The sequence below is a fragment of the Pseudomonas sp. IT-347P genome (genome assembly GCF_949768005.1).
GTDB lineage: Bacteria > Pseudomonadota > Gammaproteobacteria > Pseudomonadales > Pseudomonadaceae > Aquipseudomonas.
In genome coordinates this window covers 709,546-721,770 of sequence record NZ_CATKPQ010000033.1, presented here as the reverse complement: position 1 = coordinate 721,770, position 12,225 = coordinate 709,546, and the positions used below count along the sequence as shown (strand labels likewise).

Below are 12,225 nucleotides of genomic sequence, written 5' to 3'. Positions count from 1 at the left end.
AGGTGCACACCATTCCCTGTAGGAGTGAGCCTGCTCGCGATAGCGCCAGCCCAAACACTACAGACTTTCAGACCTCACTCACCGGCACCCACACCACCAGACTGGTGCCCTCCCCCGGCTCACTCTCCAGCGTCAACCGCCCGCCCATGATCAGCACCCGTTCACGCATGCCCACCAGACCAAACGACGTCGGCCGACCGGCAGCGGGGACAAATCCTACGCCATCGTCACTGACCGTCAGACACAATTCGTCGCCCGCAAGCGCCAGCGTCAGTTCCACAGTATGCGCCTGGGCATGGCGCATCACATTGGTCAGCGCTTCCTGCAGAATCCGGAACAGACCAATTGCCTTGGCATCACTGAGCGCCGGCAGATTGTCCGGCACCTGCACCAGACACGGAATCTGCGTACGCGCCTCGAAACGCCGCGCCTGCCACTCGATTGCCGAGGCAATCCCGGCGTCGAGAATCGGTGGGCGCAGCGCCGTTGCCACATCGCGCACCAATTGAAACAACTGGGCGATCAGACGCTTCATGCTGTTCAGCCGCTCGTTCAGACCCGGATCGAGTTGCGCGTAAGCCAGTTCGCACATCGATGTTTCCAGCTTCAGCACCGTGAGCATCTGCCCCAGCTCATCGTGAACCTCACGGGCGATACGCGCCTTCTCTTCTTCACGCACGCTTTCGAGGTGCGCCGACAGTTCGCGCAGTTGCTCGCGGGAGGCCGCCAGCTCCAGCTCGATACGCTTGCTCTCGGTGATGTCCCAGACGATGCCGTCCCAGACGTAAGCGCCATCCTCCAGTTGCCGGGTGATTGCCTTGATCTCGGCCCAGCGCTGCTCGCCCTGACGCGTGACGATTCGACCCTGCCATGACCAGTCACTGTCGGTGTCCAGCGCCTGATCCTGGGTGCGGTGATAGCTGGCCTTGTCGTCGGGATGCACCAGGCTGCGCAGGCCCATGTCGCGATGCGCGAGCGTGGCCGGGGCGTAACCGACCAGACTTTCGCTGCCTTCGCTGATGTAGGCAAAGTCGATCTGCCCGGTCACCGGCGCCCGCTCCAGACGGAACACCAGCCCCGGTACGTTGGCGGCGATGCCTTGCAACCGCGCCTCGCTTTCCTGCAACGCCGCCAGTGCGCGGCGGCGCTCGGTGACGTCGGTGAGGTAAACCACCAGGTATTCGCTGTCGCGAAAACGCAGAAAACTCAGCGACACGTCCGCGGGTAAAACACTGCCGTCGGCGCGCACGCAACTGGTTTCAAAACTCAGCGGCCCTTCTTCACTGGCCCGCGCACGCTTCCACAGATTGAGCCAGCGATCCATGTGCAGCCCCGGTTCGAAGTCGATCAAGGGTCGCTCGATCAGTCCGCCCGAGGGATAACCGAGCATGTTTTCCGCCGCGCGATTGGCGTAGCGCACATGGCTGTCCCAGTTGACCCAGAGGATGCCGACGGTGCTTTGATCGATGGAGAACTGCGTCAGTCGTAGCGCTTCTTCACTGGCCGCGCGCAAGGCGATGTCTTCCCGGGCGGCCAGCAATCGCTGTTCCAGACTGTGCTGTTGACGGCGCTGCCAGAACACAATCGCCACACAACTGAGCAGCATCACTGCAAACAACAGACTGAGGTTCTGCCAGAAGCCGGGCGACTCCGACAGGCGCGGGTATTTCGGTTGCAGCCATTGGTTGTGCAGTTGTTCCAGATCCTTGGCCGGAATCGCACGCAAGGCACTTTGCACGATGCCGGCCAGCTCCGGCCAATCGCGGCGCGAGCCGATTCGCAACAGTTGCGGCAGGCCGATATCGCCGACCACCACCAGCTCGGCGAACTCCGGCTCTACCGACAACCGACCGAGTTGCGCCTCATCGATCACGGCGTAAGCGGCCTGCTGACTCAACAGCAACTGCAAGGCCTGACGCTCGAGCGGCACGCCTTGCAGGTTCAGATGCGGATAGTTGCCACGCAGATAATCGGCGGTGCTGCTGGGCATGCGCACGGCGACGCGGACCTGGCTGTCGAGTTTCTCCAGATCGACCACGCCACTGGACTTCTGATCACTGACCACCAGTTGCGGCACGCGCATGTACGGATCGGAAAACTGCCACAAACGCAACGCACTCGGGGTTTGACTCAGGCCCGGAGCGATATCGATCTCACCCTCGCGCACGGCGGTTTCCAGTTGTGCAAGATCTATAAAGTTGCGCCAGCTCAGCTCGACATTGAGTGCCTTGGCCAGCAACTTCATCAGTTCGACGTTGGCCCCGGACAGCCGCTGCAGACGCCGGTCGTATTGCGCATACGGCGCTTGCAGCACAACACCGACGCGCAATTCAGTGTGCTGCGCCAGCCACTGCTGCTCGCTCGCCGATAATTGTGCAACGTGTGCCGGGGGCGCAGGCGCCGCCCAGCCCATCAAGGGAAACCACAAACAGCCGATAACCCACAGGTAGCAAAATCGCTTCATTGAAGTCTCATACACTGACAAATTCTGACCAACCCATTAGGCTGCCGGGATACTTTCTGGCCTGGAATAACCGATGCCCTCTGTTTACCGCCTGGCAATGCCAGCATTGTGCCTGTCGCTGCTCCTGCCTTGTGCGTTTTCCGTCAACGCCGCCGATCCCGCCCCTGCAGCAGAAAAACCGGCAGAAGAAAAACCGGCCGAACGCCAGCCACTGCTTGAGCGTAGTCAGGAAGAGGCCGCCGCACTGGAACGCAAAGTCCCGGTGCAACAACAGCAACAGTTGCAGGCCGGCAGCGACACCTTCCTCGCCCTGTGGAAACCGGCCAACACCGCCGAACCCAAAGGCGCAGTGATCATCATCCCCGGCGCCGGCGAAACCGCTGACTGGCCGCAAGTGATCGGCCCGTTGCGGCGCAAACTGCCGGATGCGCAATGGAGCAGCCTGAGTATCACCCTGCCCGACCTGCAAAGCGATGCCATCGCACCGCGTGTGATCGAGCCCGTCGCCGCGCCGAAAGCACCGGAAAGCGGGAGCAAGGACGCCACCACCGCGCAGCCGATCGAGCAGGCCGCCGGCGGTGAAGCCGAAGTGGCGGATCAAGTGGTCGCCGAAACCACCGAAGAACAATCCAAGGCTGACGCCGAACGCATCTTCGCCCGCATCGACGCCGCGATTGCCTACGCGGAGCAGCAGAGCGCACGCAGCATCGTCGTGCTCGGACACGGCACTGGCGCCTATTGGGCCGCACGATACCTGAGCGAAAAACAAACGGCGCAGGTAGAGAAATTCGTCATGGTCGATGCGCAGATGCCGGCCAAGGCCCAGCCGCCACTGGCCGAACTGACGCCAACCCTGAAGCTGCCGACCGCCGATATTTTCTACATGGACAAGCCGCTGGATCGCAACGCCGCGCTGGAGCGCATGCAGGCGAGCAAGCGTTTGAAGACCTCGGCGTTCAGCCAGGTCGCGCTCAAGGCGCTGCCGGATAACAAGGCTGAGCAGGAACAGTTGTTCCGCCGGGTGCGGGGCTGGTTGAATCCGCAGAACACGGACTGACCGAATAAGACCGAGGCGCCTTCATTCGCGAGCAAGCTCGCTCCCACAATGGATTGTGTACGCAGATCCAATGTGGGAGCGAGCTTGCTCGCGAAGAGGCCAGCGCAGACGCTACACCTCTAACGGCTAACGAAAATTCCGCCGCTCGCGAATCAATGTATAGGCATTGTGCAACTCGCGAGTGCGCTCGGTTGCTTCACGCACCTGTGCTGGCGTCGCCCCCGTTCCGGCAATCTTGTCCGGATGATGACGACTGAGCAGGCGCCGATAGGCCCGTTTGATCTGCGCCGGTTCACTGGAAGCCGACACGCCCAATAGACGCATCGCCTCCTGATAGCTCACCGCAGCACTGACGATAGGCCGTTTACCCGGCTCGTAATCACTGGCCAGCGCCTGCACCTGATGCGGCGTCCAGCCCAGCCATTTGCCCCACTGCGCCAACAATTCACGCTCGCTGACGCCCGCGCGACCATCGGCCCAGACCATCCGCCAACACGCCCGCAGCACACCTTCCGCCGCGTGGGGTTGCGCGCTGAGACGTCGCAGGTAGCCACGCAGATTGTCATTACCCGACTTGCCACGGTTGAATGCCGCGATGGCACGGCGCGTGGCCGGCTCACTCATCTCCAGCGCACGCATCTCGTTCCGCGCTTGCTGGATATGCCCGTCGGCGACCCGACCATCACTTTTGGCCAGACGCCCGAGCAACACAAACAAGAGTTCGTCGTTGCGCAGCATCGGCCGACCGCCGAGCTTTTCCCGCAGATGTCCAAAGCTTTGCAGGTTCAGACGCCGATCCAGCGCCTGCCCCAACAATGCCCCAAGCATGGCCCCCGGAATGCTGGCGATCGCAAAACCCGCTCCGGCTCCAATCAGAGTCCCTGGCCACAACATATCAGCGACTCGCTTCTATCAATGCTTCAGCTTCAGCCAGACGCTCATGCGTGCCGACATCGACCCAGTGACCTTTCAGAAGTTCGCCACTCACCTCGCCGGCCGCCATGGCATTGCGCAGCAGCGGTGCCAGTTTGAATGCGCCGTCGGAACACCCGTCGAACAACTGCGGATGCAGCACGGCGATACCGCTGTAGGTGAGCGTGGCCGCGTCAGGCTGGCCATCGATCACCTGACCGTCGGCCAACGTGAAATCGCCGTTCGGGTGATGCGCCGGGTTGTCCGCCAGCACCAGATGTGCCAGCCCGTTGATCGGCTGGTGCAGGACGCTGAAATCGTAATCGGTCCAGATATCCCCGTTGACCACCAGAAACGCATCGTCGCCCAGCAGCGGCAGCGCACGGAAAATCCCGCCGCCGGTTTCCAGCGGTTCACCTTCCGGCGAGTACTGAATGCTCACGCCAAACTGCGAACCGTCGCCCAGGTGATCTTCGATCTGCTGACCGAGCCAGGCGTGGTTGATCACGATTTCGGTGAATCCTGCAGCCGCGAGGGCGCGCAGGTGATATTCGATCAGCGGAACACCGCCGGCGCGTACCAGTGGTTTCGGCGTGGTCAGGGTCAGCGGGCGCATGCGCTCGCCTTTGCCTGCCGCCAGAATCATTGCCTTCATGCTGTTGCTCCACCCCGCAAGCAGGTGAACAGTGCCTGCAGCTCCGCCAATTCAGGACGACGCGCAATCACCGCGTCTATATAAGAGAAGAAGCGCGGCACGTCGGCGAGGTAGCGCGGTTTGCCGTCGCGATGGCAGATGCGCGCGAAGATGCCGATGACTTTCAGGTGGCGCTGCACGCCCATCAGGTCACTGGCACGCAGGAAGTCTTCGAAGTCCGGCTGCACTGGAATGTTCAATGCCGAGGCTTGTTGCCAGTAACTTTCCAGCCAAGCGCGCACGCGCTCTTCGGGCCAACTGAGGAAAGCGTCCTTGAACAGGCAGGTCACGTCGTAGGTTACCGGGCCGTAGACCGCATCCTGGAAATCCAGCACGCCGGGGTTCGGTTCGCTGAGCATCAGGTTGCGCGGCATATAGTCGCGGTGCACCAGCACTTTGGGCTGGGCCAGTGCGCTGTCGATCAGCAGATCGCTGACCTGCTGCCACTGCTGTTGCTGGGTCGCGTCGAATTCGACACCCAGTTCACGCTTCACATACCACTCGGGGAACAGTTCCAGCTCGCGGCGCAGCAAGGCAACGTCGTAGCTCGGCAACGGCGCGACCATCGGCAACTGCTGAAAAGCCAGCAGCGCTTGCAGGGCATCGCCGAACAACGCGTCGGCATTTTCGCCATTGATCACGTCGAGATAGGTCTTGTTGCCCAGGTCATTGAGCAAAAGAAATCCGCGATCGAGGTCTTCTGCATAAATTTTCGGCACGTTAATTCCGGATTTCGCCAGCAAAAAAGCGATATCCACGAACGGTTTGCAGTTTTCCTGGGGTGGCGGAGCGTCCATCACGACGAAGCTGCGCCCCTCGCCTTCCCAGCGGAAGTAACGGCGGAAACTCGCGTCGCTGCTGGCCGCAGTCAACGTGGCCGGGGGCACGGTGCCCCAGCCCTGCTCGGCAAACAACGTTGCCAACTGCTCATCGAGCCAAACTTTCAGGTGTTGCAAGCGTACATCTTGGTCAGGCATTGCAAGGGTCTCCGACGGCGCTAGCCGTCAAGCGGGTCATGCTTTATTATCCAGCATCTTTTTCAGACCATCGAGAGGCGTGCGGCCCACACCGCGGGCAGATGGCACGCAGGAAGCCCGGACTAATAAGATGGCATTGAAATCCCCCGCGTTTCGTAAAAAATTTCCGTTGTTGGTAACCGGCAGTCTGCTGGCTATGCAACCTCTGGCCAGTCAATTCGTTGTTGCCGCCGAGCAGTATGACTGCTCCGTCTCGGCTACGGGTGGTTGGGCCTGTGCGCCCAAATCACCGGCTGCTGCGTTGCCGCCGCGTCCGGTGCATGACGGCAGTGCCGTCAGCGCCACGGGTGAAGCTGCAGCAGAGAACGGCTCGACGAGCGACACTGGCGCCAAACCGGTGCTGGTGACCGAAGCCAAGGGCCGCGGTCTGAAATCCCGTAGCGAAGACTTCAGTCACCTCGACTGGGTTCCGCGCGAGAAGCTCACCGCTGCCCAACTGGCCGAGACCGGGCCTTACTGCTCGGGTGCCTACATCGAGCCGACTCGTCCTGGCATGAATGACAAGACGAACAAAAGCGATGCTCCGACCTTTATCGGCGCAAAAGCCTCGCGCTATAACACCGATGATCAAGTCGGTACGCTGGCCGGTGATGTTGTCCTGCGTCAGGGCAGCATGCAGGTCGAATCCGACGAGGCCAGCCTGTATCAGGCCGAGAGCCGCGCCGAACTCAATGGCGATGTGCGTATCCGTGACAACGGCGCGCTGATCGTCGGCGACCACGCCGATGTGCAGCTCGACACCGGTGAAGCCAAGGTCGACAACGCCGAATACGTGATGCACAAATCGCGCATCCGCGGTAACGCGCTGTACGCCAAGCGTGCCGAGAACGCGATCATCCGCTTGAAGGACGGCACGTACACCACGTGCGAACCGAACAGCAACGCCTGGCAGCTCAAGGGCAACAACATCACCTTGAACCCGGCCACCGGTTTCGGTACCGCGACCAACGTGACGCTGCGCGTCAAAGACATTCCGATCCTGTACACGCCGTACATCTATTTCCCGATCGACGACCGTCGTCAGTCGGGCTTCCTGCCGCCGACCATCGGCAGCGGCAGCGACACCGGCTTCATGCTGGTCACGCCGTACTACTTCAACCTGGCGCCGAACTACGACGCCACGTTGTACCCGCGCTACATGAGCAAGCGCGGCATGCTGGTGGAAGGCGAATTCCGTTACCTGACCAAGTCGAGTGAAGGTCAGTTCGGTGCCGCGTATCTGAACGATGACGATACCGAGCGCAGCAAGCAGACCGACTACGAAAAAACCCGCTACATGTACAACTGGCAGCACAAGGGCGGTCTCGACTCCCGTGTGTTCACTGAAGTCGACTACACCAAGATCAGCGATCCGTATTACTTCCAGGATCTGCAGACCGATCAGATTGGTGTGAAAAGCAGCGACTACGTGAATCAGCAGGGCGCGGTCACTTACCGTGGCGACAGTTACACCGCCCGCTTGAATGCTCAGCAGTACCAACTGGCTACCGTTTCGAACATCACCCCGTATGGTCGTCTGCCGCAGATCACCTTCAATGGTCAGCTGCCGTACCACCCGGAAGGCCTGAACTTCGATTACGAGACCGAGCTGGTACGCTTTGATCGCGACCTGAAAAACGGTAACTTCATCGATGAAAATGGCAATGCGTCTCCGCGCCTCGATACCAATATTCGTGGCCTGGACCGAGCCAACGGCGACCGTCTGAACCTGAAGCCAGGTGTCAGCCTGCCGATGAACTGGACTTACGGTTTCCTGAAGCCGTCGCTCAAGTACCAGTACACCCAATATCAGCTTGATCTGGACAACACCGGCAAATCGCAGATCGATGCGATGACTGCCGAGCAGAAAAAGCTCAACGGTGAATTCGACAGCAACCAGAACCGTGGCGTACCGATTGCCAGCATCGACAGCGGTTTGTACTTCGACCGCAATACACAGTTCTTCGGCAAAAACTATCGTCAAACCCTGGAACCACGCCTGTTCTACCTTTATGTTCCCGAGGTGGACCAAGAAGACATTCCGGTATTCGACACCAGCGAGTACACCTTCAACTACGCCTCGCTGTTCCGCGACAACCGTTTCTCCGGCTCCGACCGTGTTGGTGACGAGAACAAGCTGTCGCTGGGCGTGACCAGCCGCTGGATCGAAGACGACGGTTTCGAACGTCAACGCATCAGCGTCGGTCAGGCTTACTATTTCAAGGATCGTGAAGTACAACTGCCAGGCATCGCGTTCAAGGATCGCAAGGATGCCCAGTCCGACGTTTCGCCATACGCTCTGGAATACGAGTACCGCTGGAACCGCGATTGGCGCACCACGGCCGACTACAACTGGGACCCGGACAGCCGCAGCCCGCGTTCCGGCAGCGCGATGTTCCACTACCAGCCTGAAGACAACCCGAACAAGGTCATCAACGCCGGTTATCGCTATCGCAATGACCAGGTCCGTTACGACCAGAACACCGGTAAATGGTCGGTGGGCGGTGGTGACTACGGCACCCCGGGCCAGCCTGGCTACGTGAAGGACTACTACAAGATCCAGCAGCATGACTTCTCGGTCATCTGGCCGATCGTTCCGCAGTGGAACGCGATCAGCCGCTGGCAGTACGACTACAACCGTAACCGTACCCTGGAAGCCTTCGGCGGTTTCGAGTACGACAACTGCTGCTGGAAACTGCGCCTGATCAACCGTTACTGGGTTTCCTATGACGAGTTCAGCCAGGAAGCTCCGCAAAACGAAAAAGGCGACCATGGCGTCTTCCTCCAAATTGTTCTGAAGGGACTCGGCGGCCTCACTGGCGCCAAGGTAGAGAGCTTCCTCGACAAAGGCATTCAAGGTTATCGTGAACGTGAAGACCAAGCTTTCTGATTGTCTGCGCCCGCTGATGCTGGGCGCGCTGTTCCTGGGTACTGCGGCCAACGCCGCAGTACAGTCCATCGACAAAGTCGTAGCAATCGTCGACAACGACGTGGTCATGCAGAGCCAACTGGACCAGCGTGTTCACGAAGTGCAGCAGACCATCGCCAAGCGTGGCGGCGGCTTGCCGCCTCCTGGCGTTCTGGATCAACAGGTGCTTGAGCGCCTGATCGTTGAAAACCTGCAATTGCAGATCGGCGAACGCTCTGGCATCCGCATCACCGACGAAGAGCTTAACCAGGCGGTCGGTACCATTGCGCAGCGCAACAACATGACGGTCGAGCAGTTCCGCGCCGCCCTGGCTCACGATGGTCTGAACTATGACGACGCCCGTGACCAGATCAAGCGCGAGATGATCATCAGCCGTGTGCGTCAGCGTCGCGTGGCAGAACGTATTCAGGTCTCCGAGCAGGAAGTGAAGAACTTCCTCGCATCCGACCTGGGCAAGATGCAACTGTCCGAAGAACTGCACCTGGCCAACATCCTGATCCCGACGCCGGAAAGCGCTAACTCTGATGCGATTCAGAGCGCTGCCCGTCAGGCCATGGAGGTTTACCAGCAGCTCAAGCAAGGCGCTGACTTCGGCCAGATGGCCGTGGCCAGGTCCGGTAGCGACAACGCACTGGAAGGCGGGGACATGGGCTGGCGTAAAGCCGCCCAACTGCCACCGCCGTTCGACCGCGAGTTGAGCAGCATGGCCGTCGGCGACATCACGCAGCCTGCACGCACGCCGGGTGGCTTCATCATCCTGAAGCTGCTGGCCAAACGCGGCGGCGAAGCCCAGATGCGTGACGAAGTGCATGTACGTCATATTCTGGTCAAGCCGAGTCCGATTCGCGACGAAGCCAAGACCAAAGCTTTGGTGCAATCGCTGTATGAGCGCATCGTCGCCGGTGAAGATTTCGCCGAACTGGCGAAAAACTACTCCGAGGACCCGGGTTCTGCCCTCAACGGCGGCGACCTGAACTGGATCGACCCTAACGCACTGGTTCCGGAATTCCGCGAAGTGATGGCAAAGACCCCACAAGGTCAGCTGTCCAAGCCGTTCCAGACCCAATACGGCTGGCATGTTCTGGAAGTCCTTGGCCGTCGTGCCACCGACAGCACCGAACAGGCCCGCGAGCAGCAAGCCATGACCGTACTGCGTAACCGCAAATACGACGAAGAGCTGCAAACCTGGCTGCGTCAGATCCGTGACGAAGCGTACGTAGAGATCAAACTTCCTGGCGCAGACCAGGCAGTGCAGTGAAACCCAAGCGTTTCGCGCTGACACCCGGCGAACCAGCCGGCATCGGTCCCGACCTGTGCCTGCTGCTCGCCTCGCAGGCCCAGCCACATCCCCTGATTGCCATCACCAGCCGCGACCTGCTCCTTGAGCGGGCCGCGCAACTGGGGCTGGCTGTCAATCTGCTGGAAGTTACGCCTGACTGCTGGCCTGACGCTCCGGCGCCTGCCAACAGCCTGTACGTCTGGGATACGCCGCTCAGCGCCCCCGTGGAGGCCGGGCAACTGGACAAGGCCAACGCCGCATTCGTCCTCGAAACCCTGACGCGCGCCGGCAACGGCTGTCTGAATGGCGACTTTGCCGGAATGATCACCGCCCCCGTGCACAAAGGCGTGATCAACGAATCCGGCATCGCCTTTTCCGGGCACACCGAATTCCTCGCTGACCTGACCCACACCGCCCAAGTGGTAATGATGCTCGCCACCCGCGGTCTGCGTGTGGCACTGGTCACCACTCACCTGCCCCTGCGCGAGATTGCCGACGCGATCACTCCGGAACGGCTGGAGCGGGTCACGCGAATCCTGCACAGCGACCTGCAAAACAAATTCGGCATCGCCCGGCCGCGCATTCTGGTCTGCGGGCTTAACCCGCATGCCGGTGAGGGCGGACATCTGGGCCATGAAGAAATCGACATCATTGAACCGACATTAGAGCGCCTGCGCGGCGAGGGCATGGACCTTCGTGGCCCGCTGCCTGCCGACACTCTGTTTACCCCCAAATATCTGGAGCACTGCGACGCAGTGCTGGCGATGTACCACGACCAGGGCCTGCCTGTGCTGAAGTACAAAGGCTTCGGCGCTGCCGTCAACGTGACCCTGGGTTTGCCGATCATCCGCACCTCGGTTGACCACGGCACGGCCCTGGATCTGGCCGGCAGCGGCAAGATCGACACCGGCAGCCTGCAAGTCGCACTGGAAACCGCCTACCAGATGGCCGAGACCCATTTATGACCGAGCAATACCAACACAAGGCGCGCAAACGCTTTGGCCAGAACTTCCTGCACGATGCCGGCGTTATCGATCGCATCCTGCGTTCCATCAGCGCCAAGTCTGAAGACCGCCTGCTGGAAATCGGCCCCGGCCAGGGCGCATTGACCGCCGGCCTGCTCAATTCCGGCGCGCAACTCGACGTGGTAGAGCTCGACAAGGACCTGATCCCGATCCTCAATCGGCAGTTTGCCGGCAAGAGCAACTTCAACCTGCACCAGGGCGATGCGTTGAAGTTCGACTTCAACACCCTCAATGCCGCGCCGAACAGCCTGCGTGTGGTCGGCAACCTGCCGTACAACATCTCGACGCCGCTGATTTTTCACCTGCTGAACAACGCCGGCATTATTCGCGACATGCACTTCATGCTGCAGAAAGAAGTGGTCGAACGTCTGGCGGCGGGGCCGGGGGGCGGTGACTGGGGTCGCCTGTCGATCATGGTTCAGTACCACTGCCGCGTAGAGCACCTGTTCAATGTCGGCCCGGGCGCGTTCAATCCGCCGCCGAAGGTCGACTCGGCCATCGTTCGTCTGGTACCGCACGCCGTACTGCCGCACCCGGCCAAGGATCACAAGTTGCTGGAGCGCGTGGTGCGCGAAGCGTTCAACCAGCGCCGCAAAACCTTGCGCAACACCCTCAAGCAATTGCTCAGCAATGCAGAAATTGAAGCCGCCGGTGTCGATGGCAGCCTGCGCCCGGAGCAACTGGATCTGGCGGCGTTCGTACGCCTGGCCGACCAGCTCGCCGTACAAGTCCCGGCCGCCCCCGCCGCCGACTGACCGGCGATGAACGCTATCGGGCAGGACGCCACTCTGGTTTACTGCCCGATACTTGCCTAGACTGATTCCCCATCAGCTACGCCCCGCGTTCCGC

At 60.8% G+C, this 12,225-nt stretch carries 9 protein-coding genes; 5 read left to right on the top strand and 4 right to left on the bottom strand.

The annotated features are described in order from the left end of the window. Nucleotides 1-67: 67 nt before the first annotated feature. Entirely contained in the window at nucleotides 68-2,464 is a 2,397-nt protein-coding gene (locus tag ACM6IV_RS16060) for a PAS domain S-box protein (protein ID WP_414870732.1), read from the bottom strand. A gap of 73 nt (nucleotides 2,465-2,537) precedes the next feature. On the opposite strand from ACM6IV_RS16060, the gene ACM6IV_RS16055 reads away from it, so the two are divergent. Continuing rightward, complete coding sequence (locus ACM6IV_RS16055) at nucleotides 2,538-3,521, top strand: alpha/beta hydrolase family protein (RefSeq protein ID WP_414870731.1); 984 nt, start codon at nucleotides 2,538-2,540, stop codon at nucleotides 3,519-3,521. 126 nt (nucleotides 3,522-3,647) lie between these two features. Here ACM6IV_RS16055 and ACM6IV_RS16050 read toward each other — a convergent pair whose 3' ends face one another. Genes ACM6IV_RS16050 through ACM6IV_RS16040 form a run of 3 tightly spaced genes read right to left on the bottom strand, consistent with a single transcriptional unit; the run spans nucleotide 3,648 to nucleotide 6,104 of the window. Next, nucleotides 3,648-4,415 carry a TerB family tellurite resistance protein gene (locus ACM6IV_RS16050; protein ID WP_414870730.1) on the bottom strand — a complete coding sequence of 256 codons (768 nt, stop codon included), beginning with the start codon at nucleotides 4,413-4,415 and terminating at the stop codon, nucleotides 3,648-3,650. Between the two features lies 1 nt (nucleotide 4,416). After that, on the bottom strand, nucleotides 4,417-5,088 hold the full coding sequence (gene murU / locus ACM6IV_RS16045; RefSeq protein WP_414870729.1) for an N-acetylmuramate alpha-1-phosphate uridylyltransferase MurU: 672 nt from the start codon (nucleotides 5,086-5,088) through the stop codon (nucleotides 4,417-4,419). Further along, complete coding sequence (locus tag ACM6IV_RS16040; protein ID WP_414870728.1) at nucleotides 5,085-6,104, bottom strand: aminoglycoside phosphotransferase family protein; 1,020 nt, start codon at nucleotides 6,102-6,104, stop codon at nucleotides 5,085-5,087. The genes murU and ACM6IV_RS16040 overlap by 4 nt, the downstream gene beginning before the upstream one ends. Nucleotides 6,105-6,234: 130 nt before the next feature. Between ACM6IV_RS16040 and ACM6IV_RS16035 the strand changes: the two genes are divergently transcribed. From ACM6IV_RS16035 to rsmA, 4 genes are read left to right on the top strand one after another with little or no spacing between them, the layout of a single operon-like run. After that, a complete protein-coding gene (locus ACM6IV_RS16035; protein WP_414870727.1) occupies nucleotides 6,235-9,033 on the top strand; it encodes an LPS-assembly protein LptD in 2,799 nt (932 codons plus the stop codon). Continuing rightward, nucleotides 9,008-10,330 (top strand): peptidylprolyl isomerase SurA, encoded by a 1,323-nt coding sequence (gene surA, locus ACM6IV_RS16030; RefSeq protein WP_414870726.1) that lies wholly within the window; start codon nucleotides 9,008-9,010, stop codon nucleotides 10,328-10,330. Before ACM6IV_RS16035 ends, surA begins: the two co-directional genes overlap by 26 nt. Beyond that, entirely contained in the window at nucleotides 10,327-11,316 is a 990-nt protein-coding gene (gene pdxA, locus ACM6IV_RS16025) for a 4-hydroxythreonine-4-phosphate dehydrogenase PdxA (RefSeq protein WP_414870725.1), read from the top strand. The genes surA and pdxA overlap by 4 nt, the downstream gene beginning before the upstream one ends. Next, complete coding sequence (gene rsmA, locus ACM6IV_RS16020; protein WP_414870724.1) at nucleotides 11,313-12,131, top strand: 16S rRNA (adenine(1518)-N(6)/adenine(1519)-N(6))-dimethyltransferase RsmA; 819 nt, start codon at nucleotides 11,313-11,315, stop codon at nucleotides 12,129-12,131. The genes pdxA and rsmA overlap by 4 nt, the downstream gene beginning before the upstream one ends. Nucleotides 12,132-12,225: the final 94 nt, after the last annotated feature.

What these genes read in the sequence shown, in the direction of transcription:
- ACM6IV_RS16060 (WP_414870732.1), bottom strand. Translation starts at nt 2,464, where the DNA reads ATGAAGCGATTTTGCTACCTGTGGGTTATCGGCTGTTTGTGGTTTCCC.
- ACM6IV_RS16055 (WP_414870731.1), top strand. Translation starts at nt 2,538, where the DNA reads ATGCCCTCTGTTTACCGCCTGGCAATGCCAGCATTGTGCCTGTCGCTG.
- ACM6IV_RS16050 (WP_414870730.1), bottom strand. Translation starts at nt 4,415, where the DNA reads ATGTTGTGGCCAGGGACTCTGATTGGAGCCGGAGCGGGTTTTGCGATC.
- murU (WP_414870729.1), bottom strand. Translation starts at nt 5,088, where the DNA reads ATGAAGGCAATGATTCTGGCGGCAGGCAAAGGCGAGCGCATGCGCCCG.
- ACM6IV_RS16040 (WP_414870728.1), bottom strand. Translation starts at nt 6,104, where the DNA reads ATGCCTGACCAAGATGTACGCTTGCAACACCTGAAAGTTTGGCTCGAT.
- ACM6IV_RS16035 (WP_414870727.1), top strand. Translation starts at nt 6,235, where the DNA reads ATGGCATTGAAATCCCCCGCGTTTCGTAAAAAATTTCCGTTGTTGGTA.
- rsmA (WP_414870724.1), top strand. Translation starts at nt 11,313, where the DNA reads ATGACCGAGCAATACCAACACAAGGCGCGCAAACGCTTTGGCCAGAAC.